Below are 18,121 nucleotides of genomic sequence, written 5' to 3' on the forward strand. Positions count from 1 at the left end.
CTGAACCCCTTAATCCGCCACCGCCATGGCGATGTAATTCACGGACAAATCCCGGCTGACCTTGAACCCACCCGCCAAGGGCGAATAGCTGAGCCCTGCCGTATCCGCGAGGCGCAGCCCCGCCTCTCGGCACAACCTCGCCAGTTCCTCGGGCTTGATGAATCTCGTCCAATCATGCGTGCCAACCGGCAATAGACGCAATACATATTCTGCCCCCAGCTTCGCCACGGCATAAGAACGCGGTGTGCGGTTGAGCGTGGAGAGGAACAACAACCCCCCAGGCTCCAGCAAAGTCCGCAGGCTGGCCAGGAACGCAGCCGGGTTGGCCACATGCTCAATAATTTCCAGCGCCGTGACAACAGGAAACCTCGCCCCCTCAGCCGCCAGCGCCTCGGCAGTGCCTTGGATGTAGGTCAGATTCAGCCCCTGCCCTTCCGAATGACCCCGCGCCACGCCGATCACCTCCGCCCCGGCATCCAGCCCGGTCATCGCGAATCCGTTCTTGGCCAGCGCTTCTGCCAATAGCCCAGCGCCGCAGCCAACATCCAGAATCGGCACACCAGCCCCCCGAAAACGGCTCACCCGCGCCGCAACCCAGGCAGCGCGTACCGGATTCATCATGTGCAGAGGCCGCATTGGCCCGTTCGCGTCCCACCAATGGGCGGCAAGCGCGTTGAAACGGGCGATTTCTTCGTCAATGACTGACCCTTGGCTCATTGCTCTATCCTAGCTCCGCCGCTATGTGACGCCCCTGCCCGTTTTCCACAAGGTTTACAGTACTCAGGGTTTATCCATGGCGCGCATCGTGATGAAATTTGGCGGCACCTCCGTCGCCGACCTCGACCGGATCAGAAATGTGGCGAGGCGGGTTAAGGCCGAGGCCGATAAAGGCAATGAGGTCGCCGTCGTCGTCTCCGCCATGGCCGGGGTCACCAACCAGCTTGTCGGCTATTGCCAGTCTCTCTCGCCTCTGTTCGACGCGCGTGAGTATGACGCCGTGGTGGCCACCGGCGAGAATGTCACGGCCGGGCTCACCGCCATTGCCCTGCAGGAGCTGGGGCAGGACGCGCGCTCCTGGCAGGGCTGGCAGATCGCGGTGGACACGGATGGCGAGCACGGCAAGGCCCGTATTGAGAGCATCGACGGTGAAGAGCTGATCGAGCGCATGAAGCTGGGCCAGATCCCGATTGTGGCGGGTTTCCAGGGCATTGGCCCGGACAACCGCATCACCACGCTGGGGCGCGGCGGGTCAGATACCTCTGCCGTGGCACTAGCTGCGGCACTGAAGGCCGACCTATGCGATATTTATACGGACGTGGACGGGGTTTACACTACCGACCCGCGAATCGTTCCCAACGCGAAGAAACTGAGTAAGATTACTTACGAGGAAATGCTTGAACTCGCCTCCGTTGGGGCAAAAGTGCTGCAAACACGCTCCGTGGAGCTGGCAATGAAGGAGCGCGTGCGCGTGCAGGTGCTCTCTAGCTTTGCTGAGATCCCGGGTACCATGGTTGTTGATGAGGAAGAGGTCGTGGAAAAGGAAATTGTCGCCGGCATCGCCTACTCGCGGGACGAAGCTAAAATCACCGTCCGCCGCGTGCCGGACCGCCCCGGTATCGCCGCCGCTGTGTTCGTGCCGCTGTCCGACGCCAATATCAACGTGGACATGATCGTGCAGAACGTCTCCGCAGACGGCACAACCGACATGACCTTCACCGTCGGCAAGACCGATATGGCGCGCGCCCTGCAAACGCTGGAGCAGGCCAAGGCGGAGATTGGCTTCGCTGAGATCACCTCCGACCAGAACGTCGCGAAAATCTCCGTGGTGGGTGTTGGCATGCGCTCCCATGCGGGTGTGGCGGGAACAATGTTCAAGACCCTGGCGGCGCGCGGCATCAATATCCAGGCCATCACCACCTCCGAGATCAAGGTCTCGGTACTGGTCGCGGCTGAGTATACAGAGCTCGCGGTGCGCGCCCTGCACACCGCCTACGGTCTCGACGGCTGATCATGCCCGACGCCATGAACCAGACCGCCATCGCCACCCAGCAATTCGACGCCTTGCAAAAACGCGGAGCGGACTTCCTCGGCACGCGCCTTGCCTTTCTTGGCGGCGCGATGAGCTGGGTCTCCGAAAGGAATCTGGTCTCCGCCATTTCCAATGCGGGCGGATTCGGCGTGATTGCCTGCGGCGCGATGCCGCCCGCCCTGCTGGAAAAAGAAATTGAGGCCACCAAAGTCCTGACCGACAAGCCTTTTGGCGTGAATCTCATCACCATGCACCCGGACCTGACTGAACTGGTCGACGTGTGCGTTCGCCAGAAGGTCGGGCATGTGGTGTTTGCGGGCGGTATTCCTTCCTCCGCGCATATCAATGGGGCGAAGAAAGGCGGCGCCAAGGTTATCGCCTTCGCTCCGGCTCTGGTTCTGGCCAAGCGGCTGGTGAAATCCGGCGCGGACGCGCTGGTGATTGAAGGCTCCGAGGCGGGCGGGCATATCGGCCCGGTTTCGCTCACAGTGCTGGCGCAGGAAATCCTGCCCAACATCACCGAGGTGCCGGTGTTTGTCGCGGGCGGGATCGGCCGAGGCGAAGCGATTCTGGCTTATCTGGAAATGGGTGCCGCCGGAGTGCAACTCGGCACGATGTTCGCGGCCTCCGCCGAAAGCATCGCGCATGAGAATTTCAAGAAAGCTTTCCTGCGCGCGGCTGCACGCGATGCAATGCCCAGCGTGCAGCTTGACGACCGGTTCCCCGTTATCCCTGTGCGCGGGCTGGTGAATGAGGGCACCAAGCGCTTCATGCGGCATCAGGCTGAGGTGGTGCAGAAATTCCAGTCCGGCGAACTGGACAAACCCGCCGCACAGCTTGAGATCGAGCATTTCTGGGCAGGTGCTCTGCGCCGCGCAGTGATTGAGGGCGATGTGGAAAGCGGCTCCGTGATGGCGGGCCAGTCTGTCGGCATGGTGACGTCGGTGCAGCCGGTGGCCGACATCATTGCCGCATTGCGGGCGCAAGGGATTGCCGCATTGGCGGCGCGGAACACAGGAGGCTGACATTTCTTCACCGCCGACCCGCCGGCGCAAAAAACCCAAATTCGGTGATACGCGCCAGCTTTTTGCCGCGTTACGGGAGAACCTTGCCACTGGCACGGCCTCCTTGGCGGATTTTGCCAAGCTAATTGCCGAGGGGCTGGTGGCGAACGGCGCCGTTATCTACATCACCCGACCGGGTGAGATCCTGGAATTGGCGGCCACTTATGGCCTGAACGTATCCGCCGTGGGCCGCACCAAGCTGCGGGTTGGTGAAGGCATTGTCGGTCTCGCCGCAGCCTCGGGCGATATACAAAACCTGCCAGACGTGCAGAACCACCCGCGCTATGTTTACCGCGCCGAAACCGGCGAGGAAAACATGGCCTCCATGCTCGCTGTGCCGGTGAAGCGGGCCGGACGCACTCTGGGCGTGATCGCGGTCATGTCCCGGGAGGTCCGCACCTATGCCCCAGTGGAGGTAGAATCCCTCGCCACCGTGGCGATGCTGCTGGCCGAGATTTTGTCCCGCGCCGGCGCCTCTGATGTTGGTGAAGAAGGCTTCTCAGAAACCCTGCCCCGCCGTTATGCTGGGCATGTGCTGTCCTCCGGCATCGCGCGCGGTCAGGTTCTGGCCTATGGCGCCGCCGCGCCCATCGCAAATCTGCTGACCGAGGACACCGAAGCCGAGCTGAAACGGCTGGAAGACGCGGTCGAGGAAGCCAACAAAACCCTGGACGGGCTAATCACCGCGAATATTCCCGGCGGGAATGCCTCGCGCGATGTGCTGGACGCTTACCGCATGGTGGCGCAAAGCTCCGGCTGGCTGACCCAGGTGCGCGCCGCCATCAGTGACGGCCTAACCGCCGAAACCGCCGTGGACAAAATCGCTCGCCAGCTGCGTGAGCGTATGCGCCGCGTGGCCGATCCTTATCTACGAGAGCGCCTAGCTGACATTGAGGACATGGTTAACCGGCTGATGGTGGCGCTGGGCGGCATGGCCCCCAAGCCTGAGCGTGCGGACGGCATGGTCTTGATCGTGCGCCGCCTTGGCCCTGCTGATCTGCTGGACTGGCATACGCGCGGCATCGCGGGCATCGCCATTGAGGAAGCCAGCGCCTCCGGCCATGCCGCGATTCTGGCGCGCGCCCTTTCCATCCCCGCCTTGCAGGTGGAGCGAGGGGCGGTTGAAGCCGCGGTGGAGGGCGAACTTGCACTGCTGGATGCCGAGGAGGGCACGCTGGTGCTGCGGCCGGAGCCCGAGGTTATCCAGGTCTATGATCACGCTTTGGCCGCCCGCAATGAGCGTGCCGCTGCGCTGGCCAATTACCGGGATGTGCCCGCCATCACGAAGGATGGCACCGAGATGACCTTGATGTTGAATGTCGGGCTGGCGCTGGAACTGGATCAACTCGATCGCACCGGCGCGGATGGTATCGGACTTTACCGCACGGAAATCGCAGCGCTGGCGGCTGGTGGCATTCCGGATGTGGCGGGCCAGGCCGCTGAATATGGTAAGGTAATGGACCGCGCCAATGGCCGCCCGGTGCAGTTCCGCACGCTGGACCTGGGGGCCGACAAGCTGCTGCCTGGTGAAACCGCCCAAACCGAGGAAAACCCAGCTATGGGCTGGCGCTCCTTGCGCATTGGGCTGGACCGCCCAGCAATTCTACGCCGTCAGCTTCGTGCCTTGCTGCTGGGCGCCCAAGGGCGGCCGCTGAAGGTTATGTTTCCGATGGTCGCCACGGTTGAGGAATTCCGCGCCGCCCGCGACCTGCTGGAAGCCGAGGCTGGACGAATCCGTCCCACGCCGGAACGGCTGGAAGCCGGCACCATGCTGGAAGTGCCTTCTCTATTGTTCCAGCTTCCCGGCTTGCTGGCAGAGGCTGACTTCATTTCGGTTGGCACCAACGACCTGATGCAGTTCCTGTTCGCGGCGGATCGCGGTACGCCGGAGTTGGCGGACCGGTACGACACACTCTCCGCCCCCGTGCTTGAAATGCTGGAGAAGCTGGTTACCTATTGCCAGGAAGCCGGGATTCCGCTTTCCGTTTGTGGCGAAGCTGCGGGGAGGCCACTGGACGCGTTGGCTTTCGCTGCGTTGGGCGTCACCACATTATCTATGTCAGGAGGCGCCATCCTGCCGGTGAAAGCCATGCTGGTGGAAGCTGATCTTAATGCCTTGCGCCCAGTATTACGTGAATTACGCCGTGCGGGCGCAGCAGGCGGTAGCATCCGCGAACCCCTGGCGGTGTGGGCACGTGAACATAATCTCGCAATTTGAGGAATGCGCCGTTCCGGCGTAAAAGCAGGGTGGCATGGCAGATCATTTGACCGGAACCGGGACTATACAACCTGAATACACGCACCCCGCGGCGCAAGTTGGCGCTGGCTTGCGGGAGGTTCGAGAGCGGCTTGGGCTAAAATTGCCTGAGATCGCGCAAAGGCTGCGTATCCGTACGGAGTTCTTGTCCGCCATTGAGGCGGGCGATCTTTCCTCTTTGCCCGGCACGGCCTACCGTGCTGGATTCGTGCGCTCTTACGCCCAAGCGCTAGGGTTGAATGGCGAGGAGATCCTGGACCGCTTCCGCAACGCAGGGCAAATGGGCGAAGCGCCAAAGACAGAGGTACAATTTCTGGCGCCGGTCCCAGACCGGGGAGTCCCTAAAGGGGCACTTATCCTGATCGGCTTCGTGATCGTACTGGCAGGTTATGGCCTTTGGTATCGCCATACCGAGCACGAGCGCCGCCTCGCACAATCCGTAACGCAGGTACCTGCCGCGTTGCAGCCTTTGACCACCCCACCGAAAGTCACGCCTCCCGCCGACACAGCTCCGGCCCCCGCAAAACCTCCGGCAACACCATCAACGGCAACCACCACCCTCTCGGCGCAACCGCAAGCCCCAGCCCAACCTGCTTCTGCCACTAGCACACCCACGGCAATTGTACCGCAATCCGCTGCCAGCCAACCGGCCACAGCGCCAGCCGCGCCCCCAGCGCTGCAAACCAGTGCGACCGCTGTGGCTCCGGCGGCTCCCGCAGCCACGGTCCCAACGGCCGCGGCAAGCACGCAAGCAACGCCGCCCGGTGCTGGCATGATGATCACCGCGACACAGAATTCGTGGATTCAAGTCACGGCCTCCAATGGCAACATCTTGTTCAGCAAAGTGCTGAATGCTGGCGATAGCTGGCCTGTACCGCAGATGGCCGGGCTGAAAATGACCACCGGCAATGCTGGCGGCACCATCATCACCACCAACGGCAAGCCGGGCCAACCACTCGGCGCTGAAGGTGTGGTTTTGCGGGGCTATCAGCTTACCCCGCCTGCCAGCAACGGCACCGCCGCGTCATCCACACCTGCCCCTTCCACCGGAACCGCCCCGTAAAGGACCACTATGAACTACCGTGAATATCAACAGATCGACCGCCGCAAATCCCGGCAGATCAGCGTCGGCAATGTGAAGGTAGGTGGCGATGCGCCGATTTCAGTGCAGACCATGACCAACACTCTCACCACGGATGTGGAAGCCACCGTCGCGCAGATTTTGCGCGCCGAGAAAGCGGGCGTGGACATTGTGCGCGTCTCCTGCCCGGATGAGGAAAGCACCGCCGCGCTGAAGGAGATCGTGAAGCGCGTGAATGTGCCCATTGTGGCCGATATCCATTTCCATTACCGGCGCGGGATCGAGGCCGCGGAGGCTGGCGCCGCCTGCCTGCGTATCAATCCTGGCAATATTGGCAGCGCGGAGCGCGTAAAGGAGGTCATTAAGGCCGCGCGCGATCATAATTGCTCCATGCGCATCGGCGTAAATGCTGGTTCGCTTGAGAAGCACTTGCTGGAAAAATACGGCGAGCCCAATCCGGATGCGCTGGTGGAATCCGCCCTGGAACACGCCAAGATCCTCCAAGATCACGACTTCCACGAATTTAAGATCTCGGTGAAGGCCTCTGACGTGTTCATGGCCGTGGCGGCTTATCAGCAGCTTGCCGAGCAATGCGACCACCCCCTGCATATCGGCATCACCGAGGCGGGTGGCAAGCGTGCGGGCACCGTCAAATCTTCCATCGGCCTTGGCTCACTACTCTGGGCCGGCATTGGCGATACCATGCGGGTCTCCCTCTCCGCCGAACCGGAAGAAGAGGTGCTGGTGGGCTGGGACATTCTGAAATCGCTAGGTATCCGCCATCGTGGCGTGCGCGTGATCTCCTGCCCCTCCTGCGCGCGCCAGGGGTTCAACGTCATCAAGACGGTGGAAACGCTGGAAGAACGCCTCGCCCATATCGAGGCGCCGATCACGCTGTCCATCATCGGCTGCGTGGTGAACGGTCCTGGTGAGGCGCTGATGACCGATCTCGGCCTCACCGGCGGCGGTAGCGGGCGCCACATGGTCTATGCCTCCGGTAAGACCGACCACACCATCTCTGACGATCAGATGGTGGACCATCTAGTCGAGTTGGTGGAAAAGAAGGCCGAGCAGATCGAGGCCGACAGGAAAGCCGCACAGCTCGCGGCTGAATAGCTTCGCATTTTTGAAACGCAGGGCCTCCGGGGCGGGCTACCGTCCTGGCTTTTTTGTTTTGATGGTGGGACGGATATGGCAAACCAGTTGCAACCTGTACGCGGCACGAAGGATCTGATCGGCGAGGACGTGGCCCGGCATTTCCACGTGATCGAAACTGCGCGCCGCGTCACCAGGCTGTATGGTTTCTCCGAATGGCAGACACCGATCTTTGAGGATACGCGCGTCTTTTCCCGCACACTCGGCGAAACCTCCGACGTGGTGACCAAGGAGATGTACACGTTCGAGGATCGCGGGGGTGATTCCCTAACGCTGCGGCCGGAAGGCACAGCTGGTGTATGCCGCGCGCTCATCACCGGCGGCCTCACCCAGACCCTTCCGCAGAAAGTCTTTTATGCCGGGCCGATGTTCCGGTACGAGCGGCCGCAGAAAGGCCGCTACCGGCAGTTCCATCAGATTGGCGTTGAGCTTCTGGGCGCCGCTTCCCCGCTGGCCGACGCAGAAGTGATTTCCGCTGGCTGGCGCATTCTTAACGAGCTCGGCATCGCCAAGGATGTCGTGCTCAATATCAATACGTTGGGCGACGCGCAGAGCCGCGCCAATTATCGCGACGCGCTGGTGGCCTATTTCTCCGCCCATGCGGACCAGCTTTCTGAGGACAGCCAACTGCGGCTGGAGAAAAACCCGCTGCGTATTCTGGATTCCAAGGATGAGAACGACAGGAAGCTAGTGGAAAACGCACCGCTTATCTACGCGCATCTGACCGATGAAGCCGCAACCTTCTATGAGGGCCTGAAATCCGCCCTCACCGCCTTTGGCGTGCCGTTCGAGGAAAATCCCCGCATCGTACGCGGGCTGGATTATTATAACCACACCGCCTTTGAATTCGTGACCAATGCGCTGGGCTCGCAAGGCACGGTGATGGCAGGTGGGCGTTATAATGGTCTTGTGGAACAGATGGGCGGCCCCAACGTGCCCGGCATTGGCTGGGGGGCGGGCATTGAAAGACTGTCCATGCTTATCCCCCCCCCGCCTGCGACCGCCTTGCCGGTGGCAGTGATCCCCATGGGGGGCGATGCCGAACCTCAGGCTCTGAGCATCCTGAATCTGCTGCGGGCCAACAATATCGCGGCTGAAACCGGCTATTCCGGTAACGCCAAGAAGCGGCTGGAACGCGCCAACAAATCAGGTGCAGCCTTTGCCGTGCTGGTGGGCAGCGACCTCAAGTTGAAAAACCTCACTGACGGCTCTCAGGAAGACGTTACGCCCGAAGCGATTCTGGAACGGCTTGGCGCATGAGTTCCTCGCTGGAGCATAAACTCGACCGCATCATGGCCCGTGCTGAGGAGCTGCGTTTCATGCTCTCTGGCACTCTCTCTGGCGATGAATTCGTTAAAGCGTCCAAGGAGCTGTCTGAACTCACGCCCGTGGAGGAGAAAATCTCCGCCCTGCGCGATGCCGTAAAACAGACTAAAGAGGCCGAGGCGTTGCTGGCCGACCCGGGCATGAAAGAACTCGCGGAAGCCGAGTTGAACGAGCTGAAACAGCAACTTCCAGATCTGGAAATGGCCGTGCGGCTAGCCCTGCTGCCGAAAGACGAAGCCGACGACCGCTCCGGCATTCTGGAAATCCGCCCCGCTGCGGGCGGAGATGAGGCCGGGCTATTCGCGGCTGAATTATTCAGCGCTTATCAAAAATACGCTGCCCTCCAGGGCTGGCGCTTCGAGGTGCTGAATTATGACGAGAACGAGCTGGGCGGCATTAAAGGCGCCATGGCAGAGATCACCGGCAAATCCGTCTTCGCCAGGCTGAAATTCGAGTCCGGGGTACACCGCGTTCAGCGCGTGCCCGCGACGGAAACGCAAGGGCGCATCCATACGTCCACCATAACCGTCGCCGTATTGCCGGAAGCGGAGGAGGTTGATGTGGATATTAACGAAAACGATCTGCGCATCGATGTCTATCGTGCCTCGGGCGCTGGCGGACAGCATGTGAACAAGACCGAATCTGCCGTGCGCATCACCCACATTCCCTCGGGCATAGTGGTGGCGATGCAGGAGGAGCGCAGCCAGCACAAAAATCGCGCCAAAGCCATGAAGATCCTGCGTTCACGCCTTTATGAGCAGCAACGCCACGCGGCGGACAGCTCCCGCGCCGCCGACCGTAAGTCCCAGGTTGGCACCGGAGACCGCTCCGAGCGCATCCGCACCTATAACTTCCCGCAAGGGCGGGTAACGGACCACCGGATTAACCTCACCCTCCACAAAATCGACCGGGTGATGTTGGGTGAGTTCGACGATATTATCGACGCGCTGATCGCCGAGGATCAAGCGGCCCGGCTGGCGGAACAGACTTGATCCCCACCGCCCAGGCGCTCTCTGAAATAACCGAGCGGCTGAAACAAGCCGGAGTTGAGGAGCCGCGCCGCGAAGCCCGGCTGCTGCTGGCCTTTGCCCTGGGCACAAACGCCGCCGGGCTACTGGCGCGGGATATGGTGGACCCGCACTGCTATGCAGTCCCCCTCGCCCGCCGCGCCGCGCGCGAGCCACTGGCTTATATCACGGGCCATAAAGAGTTCTGGGGGCTGGATTTTCTGACCTCACCCGCCACGCTCATCCCCCGGCCAGATACAGAAACGCTGGTGGAAGCCGTACTGGATTCCGGCCAGACACCACGTGCGATCCTTGATCTGGGCACCGGCACGGGCTGCCTGTTGCTGGCCTGCCTGCATGAATTCCCCACCGCTTTCGGCGTGGGGGTTGATTTGAATCCAGACGCTGCGCGCCTTGCCCACAATAACGCGAAGCATCTGGGTCTGGCCCGCCGGGCCGCCTTTCTGGCCGGAAGCTGGGCCAGCGCGCTCAATCATCAGTTCGATTTTGTTCTTTCCAACCCGCCTTATATCGAAAGTGCCGACATTCCCGGGCTGATGCCCGAGGTAACAGCGCATGAGCCTGCCCTGGCGCTGGATGGCGGGGCCAGCGGCCTCATGGCTTATCGACAAATTATCGCGGATTTGCCTAGAATTTTGACCCCAAACGGTCAGGCTGTCCTTGAACTTGGCGCCAGACAGGCTAAATCTGTTTCTATGTTGGCGCATGAAGCGGGGTTTGAAACCTCACTACGCTGTGACCTAGCGGGCATAGAGCGCGCCATAATCGTCAAATTCTGCAAATAAGCGATTGGCAGAATGAAATTTTGTCGCTAATCACAAGCTGCACGGGCCGATTCGCCTACGAGTCTCTAGCTAGGGCTGGAGCCAACAAAGGCGAAGCATAGAAATGCCGCACCGTGCAAGCCAGCAGACGAGGATAGACACGAGCCGATGAACATGAAGCGCATGCGTGGACGCAACCACCGCTCCGGTGGCGGCGGAGGTGGGTTTCGCAACCAGCAAAACGGCATTCCGCTCAACCGCAACCACGTTTTTGACAGCTCCGGCCCGGAGATGCGCGTACGCGGCACGGCGCAGCAGCTATTCGACAAATACACGCAGTTAGCGCGTGACGCCGCCTCCTCAGCTGACCGGGTGCTGAGCGAAGCCTATTACCAGCATGCCGAACATTATTTCCGTGTTCTGAGCGCCATTAATGCTGCGCAGGGGCTGCCTCCGCCGGGCCAGAGCCAGAATAGTGAGGCACGCTATAATAATCCGCATCAGGGTGGCGACGCACAGCGCCGTGAATCGGCTGAAGGCGAGGCCCAAGAAGGCCGTGAGCCACGGCAAGAACGGCAAGACAACCGCGAAAGCCGTCAGGAGCGCCGCTTCGAACCGCGCCAGCGTCAGGATTTTCAGCCGCGAGAACGCCAGGAGCGTCAGGAGCGCCAATACCGGCCTGCCGCCCCCATTGCCGACACCCCCATCGATATCAGCTCCGCGCTGGAAGCTGAGCTGCGCGCCGCTTCCCAGGAAGAACCAGTTGGACTGGGCGAGCAACCCGAGGTGAAGCCGGAAGCCAAGCAGGACACCGCTGAACCGCGCGCCATTCCCATTGTGGCAGACGCTCCGCCGGCAAACGCCCCTGAGCTCACCCTGACCGAACCTGCCGCGCCCGCGCCCAAACGCCGTGGCCGTCCGCCGCGCGGCAAAACCACCCCCAAGACCACAAAGGCCACTGCGGCAGAAAAAGAGAAAGCTGAATAATCCGGGCCGTACGGCCCAACCAAATAAAAAGCCCGGTAAAATACCGGGCTTTTTGGTTTAGAACGGCCTACGCTTATTTCGGCGCCAATACCATAACCATCTGGCGCATTTCCAGTTTTGGCATCTGCTCAACCTTGGTGTCAGCCTCCATGTCGCCACGGATACGCTCCAGTACCTTCACGCCCAACTCCTGATGCGCCATTTCGCGGCCACGGAAACGCAAAGTGACCTTCACCTTGTCGCCCTCGCCAATAAAGCTCTTCATCGCGCGCAGCTTCACTTGGTAGTCATTCTCGTCGATATTGGGGCGAACTTTCACCTCCTTGATTTCGACGACTTTCTGCTTCTTGCGGGCCTCGTTACGCTTCTTTTGCTGTTCGTATTTGAACTTGCCGTAATCGAGAATTTTGGCAACCGGTGGTTCGGCATTCGGGCTGATCTCAACCAGGTCGAGCCCAACGCCATAGGCACGCGCGATCGCGTCCCTGGTGCTAAGCACCCCGATCATTTCACCATCTTGGTCGATCAGACGAACCTGCGGGATTCTGATTTCTTCGTTGACCCGGGGGCCCTCACGGGAGGGAGGAACGGGTGGCGCTGGCGGTCTGGCTATCGGAAAGTCTCCTGTTTCGGTTGGTGGCCTCCGGCTTAAGCCGAAATGGTGACGAAATGCAATGCGCCATCCACTGACACCGTAAAAGCTAACTGCTAATTAGCGCTTCCAAGCCATTTTTCAATGTCCAAGCGATTAAAACAAAAGCTGCCGGCGGGCATTCAAGTTATCCACAAGTGTCTTGGCCTCGCCCGAGTCATCCAGCAACGGCCTCGCCCCTTAAAGCCGTGAGAATCTCAACCGTGCGGTCAGAGCTGCCATCATCCAGAAACAGCATCTCATCTACATGCGTTGCGTGGTGACGCACGAAAGCCTCGGTAATATCGTCTTCGTTAAAGATACGCGTGAAGCACACAATCTTCGGCATAGCCTGCTTTCTCTGTGAACAATACGGGTTATGCGCGGTGGTGCGAAGCGCGTCCAGCACTTGGCAAGAGGGGCGAGACATATGAAAATCCCATCATGATCATTCGCCAAGTGCAGCCAGGGGATGAAGAGGCTATCTGGCAAATTCTGTCGCCCATGCTCAAGGCCGGGGACACCTACGCTCTGCCGCGAGACTGGACCCGTGAACAGGCCCTCACCTACTGGCTGGCTCCTGAAAAACAAAGTTTCGTTGCGATAAAAGACGGCCGCGTCACCGGGACTTATTACCTGCGCGCCAACCAAGCGGGCGGCGGCGCGCATGTTGCAAATTGCGGCTATGTCACCGCCTCCTGGGCGGCGGGTCAGGGTATTGCGAAAGCCATGTGCGCGCATTCCCTGGAAGCAGCGCGGGAAGCCGGCTTCCGGGCCATGCAGTTCAATCTCGTGGTCAGCACCAACCTCCGCGCCATTGGGCTCTGGCAACATATGGGGTTTGTTACCATCGGGCGGTTGCCCGGCGCATTCCAGCATCATGAACAAGGTGATGTTGATGCGCTGGTGATGTTCCGGCACCTTTAACCCTCTTCATATAACTCTTCTTTTTATAGCGTTCCTATTGCGATTAGCTGCGTACGCTATACTATATCATTACTGAGCACCTTTATTGCAATTTATTCTCATTTGCATATAAGTCGCCTGGCTGACCTGCCTCCTCAAAGCAGATCAGCCGAACAGACGAGGAGTAGTTATGAGAGTCTCGAAGAGCTGGAGCGGTACTAGCCTCTGCGCACTGCTGACCATGCTGGCGGCGCCGGCCATGGCGCAGCAAGATGATAATGATGGGCTGTTGGGTGATTGGGGCGGGCTACGCCCTGCCCTGGCAGCCGATGGCGTCACCATCGGGATCAATGATTCCGAAAATCTGCTGGCAAATGCCTCGGGCGGCACAAAAACAGGCGCTACCATGCAAGGCGTCACCACCATGACCATGGATGTGGATACTGGCAAAGCGTTCGGTATTCAGGGGGGAACATTTCATGCCTCGGCCCTTCAGATTCACGGGCGGGCGCTCAGCCAGTATTATCTGGACAACCTTCAGGCCGCTAATGGCAATGAGGGCGACAATTCTACCCGCCTCTGGGAGCTTTGGTACGACCAGGCCACGCCGGACGGGAAATTCGACATCAAACTCGGCCAGCAAAGCATCGATAACGAGTTCATGGTCAGCGATTATTCCAGCCTGTTCGTGAACACCATGGCCGGCTGGCCGATCATCCCCTCAGTTGACCTTTATGGCGGGGGGCCGGCTTACCCGCTGAGTTCCTTGGGCATAAGCGCGCATTTCAAACCGAATGACCATATCGCCATCCTGGCCGGTGTATTCGACGACAATCCCGGTGGCGGTGCGTTTGATGACAACCAGCAAGCGCTGGACCCGCGCGGCGGGCGTTTCAATTTGAATAACGGCGCTCTCTGGATCGCAGAACTCCAATACAGCACCAAACTATTCTCCTTGCCTGGCACTTATAAGTTTGGCGGCTGGTATGATTCAGCAAATTTCCCTGACCAGCTTTACAGCTACAACCATCGCGGTAATTACAGCCTCTATGGCGTTGTGGATCAGACGGTCTGGCAATCCCCCACCAATAGCAACCAAACACTGAATGTGTTCGGGCGGATCATGGGGGCGCCGGGGGATCAGAATCTCGTGGATTTCGGCTTTAATGGCGGTTTCAACCTGACTGCCCCGCTGCCGGGCCGTGACAAGGACCACGCCGGGATGGATTTTGGCCTCGCTCATGTTTCCTCCCGCGCGGCCGATGCCATCGCGGTCACCAGCGGCCGCAGGCCCGGCACCGAAGCGCTGATCGATGCCACTTATCAGGCGCAGGCAACCCCCTGGCTCGTGCTGCAGCCGGACCTGCAATATATCATCAACCCCGGTGGCGGCATTGTTGACCCGAACAATACCAACAAGAAGCTGGGGAATGAGCTGGTGGTCGGGATGCGCGGGATCGTGACTTTTTAAATAGCAGGACGGGGAAGCTGGAAGCGGCTTCTCCGTATCTTTCACCCCTGCATCAATGAGAGATGTTCATGCACCGCCATCCACTTTCCATCCCGGCGAGTGAAGATGATGGTTTCACGTTCCTGAAAAGCGCTTTCCCCCGCCTTTGTCCGGATTCGGGTAAAGGTCTGATGGGTGAAAACGGCGCTGTCACCATAAATATCTGCCTGTTGATGCGTGCTGTCGCATTGCAGCACCTCAAACCCATCCTCGCGCACCCAGCGGTCATATTCCGCCTCATAAATGGCCCGGCTTTGCATCACGAATGGCACTGTCTGAAAAATGAACCGCGCCTCCGGTGCAAAGAAGCTGAAATATTCATCCCGGTCATTCGCCTCAAACGCGGCGATCAACGCCGTTGCCACCGCACAAACTTCATTCCGCATCCCTCTCTCCTGTCTCTGCCAAACCCTGTAATAGGGTTGATTTTACACAAGTGAGATTTCGCGCCTATGGTTCCTCCATGGGCAAGGAACATGGTTACGACAAACAGCTCCTTCATCTGCAAATCGAGCTGGTAAAGCTACAACGCCACATCATCACTGAGGGGCGCAAGTTATTGATCATCCTGGAAGGCCGCGATGGCGCCGGTAAGGATGGCACAATCAAACGCATCATCGAGCATCTCTCTCCGCGCGATATCCGGGTCGTAGCCCTGCCGAAGCCCTCGGATGTCGAAACAACCCAATGGTATTTCCAACGTTATGTAGAGCACCTGCCCGCAGCGGGAGAAATAGTGCTGTTCAACCGCTCCTGGTACAACCGCGCCGGGGTGGAGAAGGTGATGGGCTTCTGCTCCGACGCTGAGTATCGTGAATTTATGCGCACGGTGCCGCTCTTTGAGTCTATGCTGGGCGAAGCGGGTATCACCATCGTAAAATATTACCTCGATATCGACCGCAAAGAGCAGAAGAAGCGCCTAGAAGCCCGGCGCGAAGACCCGTTGAAACAATGGAAAATCAGCCCGATCGATGAAAAGGCGCTGAAGCATTTCGACGATTATACGGAGGCCCGTGACGCCATGCTGATGGGCTCGGACAGCGCCTCCTCACCCTGGATCGTAGTGCGCGCCAACGACAAAAAAGCCGCCCGGCTGGCAGTTATTGGCGACCTTATCACCCGAATCGAATATAAGAACGCCACCAAACAAGAGGTGGACGGAAAAATCATCTGCCGGTTCGATGAAACCTGCCTGACCAACGGCATGTTGGCGCGTTGACTTCGCCCATCCCCATCCCTCATCTGGCCGCATGAACAAAATTCTCTCCGCCTTGAAGTTCGACTCCAACGGTCTTGTCGCCGCCATTGCTCAGCAGCATGATACCGGCGAGGTGCTGATGCTGGCCTGGATGAACCAAGAGGCCGTGGAGGAAACGCTGCGTACCGGGCAGGTTTGCTACTACTCCCGCTCACGCGGCAAGCTCTGGCGTAAAGGGGAGACCTCCGGCCAAGTTCAGAAGCTGGTGGAAATGCGCCTGGATTGCGATGGCGATGCGCTGCTGCTGCTGGTGAACCAACATGGAGTCGCTTGTCACACAGGGCGCAGAAGCTGTTTTTACACCGCTATTCGCGACGGCGACCTGATTAAGATTGCAGCGCCAATAATCCATCCTGACACACTTTACCGCCAGACTTGATTACAGGTCGCTGTTTCGGCGAAATGGCCCCAGAACGAAAGAGTTTCAGGGAATAGTCTCATGCCTGCCAGAAAGCCGCGTTTGCACGCTTTACGCCCGCTTCTTGCCGCCGCCGTCCTGGCTCTGGGACTAGGCGCGATTGTCACCTGCCGGATGGCGTCAGCCAATGACACTCAGGACTACCCTGCGGCGTCGCTCTCTGCTCCCACGGACCAAGCCGCGCTGATCGCACGCGGCAAATATCTCACCACGGCGGCGGATTGCATGCCCTGTCATACCGGGCCAGGGAACGCACCTTTCTCGGGCGGGCTAATGATGCACACCCCCTTTGGCGGGCTCTCCACCCCCAATATCACGCCAGACAAGGCAACCGGCATCGGCCGCTGGACAGACAAGCAGTTCTATAACGCGCTGCATTACGGTATTTCCCCGGGCCGCAACTTTCTGGTGTTCCCGAAATATCTTTACCCAGCAATGCCTTACACATCCTACACGAAGCTGTCTTACGCGGATGTGATGGCCATTAAGGCGTATCTGGACTCCCTGCCGCCGGTTCACGCCCCGCGCGAGCCAAGCACGATGAGCTTCCCCTTCAACCAGCGTCCGGTTCTACTGGGATGGCGCCTCCTCTTCTTCAACCCCGGGCCGATGCACATGAACCCGAGCTGGGATGAGCACATGAAGAACGGGGCCTACCTCACGGTGGCCTTGGGCCATTGTGGTGAATGCCATACGCCGCGCAACATGATGGAAGCGACTATCGCCAGCAAAGCCTTCGCAGGCGCGCCGATCGACAATCTCTTTGCCCCGAATATCTCATCAGACAAAACCTATGGTGTCGGCGGTTGGAGCAAAGCGGATCTCATTGCGTATTTGCATAATGACGGCAACCTCGTGAAAGGTTCGCCCTATGGCGCCATGGGCGACATGACAGACCATTCCACCAGCAAGCTCCCTGTTTCTGATATCGAAGACATTGCTGACTATCTGCAACACGGCACCAAACCGCAGGTGACCCCGCCCGCCCCTGCGGTCGCGGACGCCGATGCCTCCATCGCGCGCGGCAAAGTGCTCTACATGGCGAATTGCGATGGTTGCCATGGCAAGACCGGTGGTGGCATGCCTCCGCATTTCGTGCCTGACCTCGCAGGCAATGATTCCGTGACGGCTGAACAGCCCTTCAATGTGATCGGAGCTGTGCTGAACGGGCTGGGTAGCTGGGCCAATCCTGGGCCGAGAATGCCCGCCTTCGGCGCGGAGATGAATGACCAGGAAATTGCCGACATCACCAACTATGTCCGCACTGCCTGGGGCAATAAGGGTGCGGCGGACGCCACGCCAGCCCTGGTGATGAAGCTGCGCGGCGTTGGTGACCTGCCGCCAATCGCCAACGAAGCTTCGGACAAGCTGGGTTGCCCGCGTGTTTCCCCGGCCGGCGGGCATGGCACCGTCGCCAACCCTGGCAACAAGCTGCTCGGAATTTACCAGGGCGTCACCCAAGCCACGCTGGCCAACCGCACCCGCCAGCTCATTACTGCGGTGCGGGCCAATAACAGCTCCATCAGCGACGAGAATCTCACCAACACACTGGTCGCAGCCTATTGCCCAGTGCTGGCCAACACCCCGGACATGAGCCTCTCGGACAAGAAGAGCGCGTTGAAGGATTTCATCGCCTCCGCACAACCTTTGATCAAAGCTCACTAACAGGGCTTGGCAGGCGGGCGGCGGGCAGACATTCTGCCCGTC

At 59.8% G+C, this 18,121-nt stretch carries 17 protein-coding genes and 1 pseudogene; 14 read left to right on the forward strand and 4 right to left on the reverse strand.

The features are described 5' to 3' along the window. Nucleotides 1–9 precede the first annotated feature (9 nt). On the reverse strand, nt 10–717 hold the full coding sequence (gene ubiG / locus BUB54_RS03120) for a bifunctional 2-polyprenyl-6-hydroxyphenol methylase/3-demethylubiquinol 3-O-methyltransferase UbiG (protein WP_048880077.1): 708 nt from the start codon (nt 715–717) through the stop codon (nt 10–12). 76 nt (nt 718–793) lie between these two features. On the opposite strand from ubiG, the gene BUB54_RS03125 reads away from it, so the two are divergent. From BUB54_RS03125 to BUB54_RS21380, 9 genes and pseudogenes are all read left to right on the forward strand, one after another. Continuing rightward, nucleotides 794–2,008, forward strand: a complete 1,215-nt coding sequence (locus BUB54_RS03125; RefSeq protein WP_048880078.1) for an aspartate kinase — start codon at nt 794–796, stop codon at nt 2,006–2,008. Between the two features lie 2 nt (nt 2,009–2,010). Beyond that, nucleotides 2,011–3,054 carry an NAD(P)H-dependent flavin oxidoreductase gene (locus BUB54_RS03130; protein ID WP_048880079.1) on the forward strand — a complete coding sequence of 348 codons (1,044 nt, stop codon included), beginning with the start codon at nt 2,011–2,013 and terminating at the stop codon, nt 3,052–3,054. Beyond that, nucleotides 3,020–5,311 carry a putative PEP-binding protein gene (locus BUB54_RS03135; protein ID WP_241869452.1) on the forward strand — a complete coding sequence of 764 codons (2,292 nt, stop codon included), beginning with the start codon at nt 3,020–3,022 and terminating at the stop codon, nt 5,309–5,311. Before BUB54_RS03130 ends, BUB54_RS03135 begins: the two co-directional genes overlap by 35 nt. Before the next feature lie 34 nt (nt 5,312–5,345). Next, nucleotides 5,346–6,413 carry a helix-turn-helix domain-containing protein gene (locus tag BUB54_RS03140; RefSeq protein WP_048880080.1) on the forward strand — a complete coding sequence of 356 codons (1,068 nt, stop codon included), beginning with the start codon at nt 5,346–5,348 and terminating at the stop codon, nt 6,411–6,413. A 9-nt stretch (nt 6,414–6,422) separates the two neighbouring features. Then, nucleotides 6,423–7,547: a flavodoxin-dependent (E)-4-hydroxy-3-methylbut-2-enyl-diphosphate synthase gene (ispG, locus tag BUB54_RS03145; RefSeq protein WP_048880081.1), complete on the forward strand. Its 1,125-nt coding sequence runs from the start codon at nt 6,423–6,425 to the stop codon at nt 7,545–7,547. Between the two features lie 75 nt (nt 7,548–7,622). Next, a complete protein-coding gene (gene hisS / locus BUB54_RS03150) occupies nt 7,623–8,846 on the forward strand; it encodes a histidine--tRNA ligase (RefSeq protein WP_048880082.1) in 1,224 nt (407 codons plus the stop codon). Continuing rightward, nucleotides 8,843–9,904, forward strand: a complete 1,062-nt coding sequence (gene prfA / locus BUB54_RS03155; protein WP_048880083.1) for a peptide chain release factor 1 — start codon at nt 8,843–8,845, stop codon at nt 9,902–9,904. Before hisS ends, prfA begins: the two co-directional genes overlap by 4 nt. Further along, complete coding sequence (gene prmC, locus BUB54_RS03160; RefSeq protein WP_048880084.1) at nt 9,901–10,725, forward strand: peptide chain release factor N(5)-glutamine methyltransferase; 825 nt, start codon at nt 9,901–9,903, stop codon at nt 10,723–10,725. Before prfA ends, prmC begins: the two co-directional genes overlap by 4 nt. A gap of 147 nt (nt 10,726–10,872) precedes the next feature. Then, a pseudogene (locus BUB54_RS21380) lies at nt 10,873–11,146 on the forward strand (DUF4167 domain-containing protein); the annotation flags it as partial. Nucleotides 11,147–11,764: 618 nt separating this feature from the next. Here the strand turns inward: BUB54_RS21380 and infC are convergent. Both infC and BUB54_RS03175 read right to left on the reverse strand, forming a co-directional pair. Then, a complete protein-coding gene (gene infC, locus BUB54_RS03170) occupies nt 11,765–12,304 on the reverse strand; it encodes a translation initiation factor IF-3 (RefSeq protein ID WP_048880085.1) in 540 nt (179 codons plus the stop codon). 196 nt (nt 12,305–12,500) lie between these two features. After that, a complete protein-coding gene (locus BUB54_RS03175; protein WP_073211242.1) occupies nt 12,501–12,752 on the reverse strand; it encodes a glycosyltransferase family protein in 252 nt (83 codons plus the stop codon). Between the two features lie 14 nt (nt 12,753–12,766). On the opposite strand from BUB54_RS03175, the gene BUB54_RS03180 reads away from it, so the two are divergent. Further along, nucleotides 12,767–13,249 (forward strand): GNAT family N-acetyltransferase, encoded by a 483-nt coding sequence (locus BUB54_RS03180; protein ID WP_048880086.1) that lies wholly within the window; start codon nt 12,767–12,769, stop codon nt 13,247–13,249. Nucleotides 13,250–13,418: 169 nt separating this feature from the next. Continuing rightward, the gene (locus BUB54_RS03185; protein ID WP_082075760.1) at nt 13,419–14,699 is read left to right on the forward strand and encodes a carbohydrate porin; all 1,281 of its coding nucleotides are present in this window, start codon (nt 13,419–13,421) and stop codon (nt 14,697–14,699) included. 41 nt (nt 14,700–14,740) lie between these two features. Here the strand turns inward: BUB54_RS03185 and BUB54_RS03190 are convergent, their stop codons facing one another. Continuing rightward, on the reverse strand, nt 14,741–15,124 hold the full coding sequence (locus tag BUB54_RS03190) for a nuclear transport factor 2 family protein (RefSeq protein ID WP_048880088.1): 384 nt from the start codon (nt 15,122–15,124) through the stop codon (nt 14,741–14,743). A gap of 77 nt (nt 15,125–15,201) precedes the next feature. Between BUB54_RS03190 and ppk2 the strand changes: the two genes are divergently transcribed. From ppk2 to BUB54_RS03205, 3 genes are read left to right on the forward strand one after another with little or no spacing between them, the layout of a single operon-like run. After that, complete coding sequence (gene ppk2 / locus BUB54_RS03195) at nt 15,202–15,957, forward strand: polyphosphate kinase 2 (protein ID WP_048880089.1); 756 nt, start codon at nt 15,202–15,204, stop codon at nt 15,955–15,957. A gap of 31 nt (nt 15,958–15,988) precedes the next feature. Continuing rightward, entirely contained in the window at nt 15,989–16,375 is a 387-nt protein-coding gene (gene hisI / locus BUB54_RS03200) for a phosphoribosyl-AMP cyclohydrolase (protein ID WP_048880090.1), read from the forward strand. A gap of 60 nt (nt 16,376–16,435) precedes the next feature. Continuing rightward, entirely contained in the window at nt 16,436–18,079 is a 1,644-nt protein-coding gene (locus tag BUB54_RS03205; RefSeq protein ID WP_052948431.1) for a cytochrome c, read from the forward strand. Nucleotides 18,080–18,121: the final 42 nt, after the last annotated feature.

Origin of the sequence: Acidocella aminolytica 101 = DSM 11237 (genome assembly GCF_900129125.1) — a bacterium.
Lineage (GTDB): Bacteria > Pseudomonadota > Alphaproteobacteria > Acetobacterales > Acetobacteraceae > Acidocella > Acidocella aminolytica.

What these genes read in the sequence shown, in the direction of transcription:
- BUB54_RS03125 (WP_048880078.1), top strand. Translation starts at nt 794, where the DNA reads ATGGCGCGCATCGTGATGAAATTTGGCGGCACCTCCGTCGCCGACCTC.
- BUB54_RS03190 (WP_048880088.1), bottom strand. Translation starts at nt 15,124, where the DNA reads ATGCGGAATGAAGTTTGTGCGGTGGCAACGGCGTTGATCGCCGCGTTT.
- hisS (WP_048880082.1), top strand. Translation starts at nt 7,623, where the DNA reads ATGGCAAACCAGTTGCAACCTGTACGCGGCACGAAGGATCTGATCGGC.
- ispG (WP_048880081.1), top strand. Translation starts at nt 6,423, where the DNA reads ATGAACTACCGTGAATATCAACAGATCGACCGCCGCAAATCCCGGCAG.
- prfA (WP_048880083.1), top strand. Translation starts at nt 8,843, where the DNA reads ATGAGTTCCTCGCTGGAGCATAAACTCGACCGCATCATGGCCCGTGCT.
- BUB54_RS03130 (WP_048880079.1), top strand. Translation starts at nt 2,011, where the DNA reads ATGCCCGACGCCATGAACCAGACCGCCATCGCCACCCAGCAATTCGAC.
- BUB54_RS03140 (WP_048880080.1), top strand. Translation starts at nt 5,346, where the DNA reads ATGGCAGATCATTTGACCGGAACCGGGACTATACAACCTGAATACACG.
- BUB54_RS03205 (WP_052948431.1), top strand. Translation starts at nt 16,436, where the DNA reads ATGCCTGCCAGAAAGCCGCGTTTGCACGCTTTACGCCCGCTTCTTGCC.
- BUB54_RS03185 (WP_082075760.1), top strand. Translation starts at nt 13,419, where the DNA reads ATGAGAGTCTCGAAGAGCTGGAGCGGTACTAGCCTCTGCGCACTGCTG.
- ppk2 (WP_048880089.1), top strand. Translation starts at nt 15,202, where the DNA reads ATGGGCAAGGAACATGGTTACGACAAACAGCTCCTTCATCTGCAAATC.
- BUB54_RS03175 (WP_073211242.1), bottom strand. Translation starts at nt 12,752, where the DNA reads ATGTCTCGCCCCTCTTGCCAAGTGCTGGACGCGCTTCGCACCACCGCG.
- BUB54_RS03180 (WP_048880086.1), top strand. Translation starts at nt 12,767, where the DNA reads ATGATCATTCGCCAAGTGCAGCCAGGGGATGAAGAGGCTATCTGGCAA.
- hisI (WP_048880090.1), top strand. Translation starts at nt 15,989, where the DNA reads ATGAACAAAATTCTCTCCGCCTTGAAGTTCGACTCCAACGGTCTTGTC.
- ubiG (WP_048880077.1), bottom strand. Translation starts at nt 717, where the DNA reads ATGAGCCAAGGGTCAGTCATTGACGAAGAAATCGCCCGTTTCAACGCG.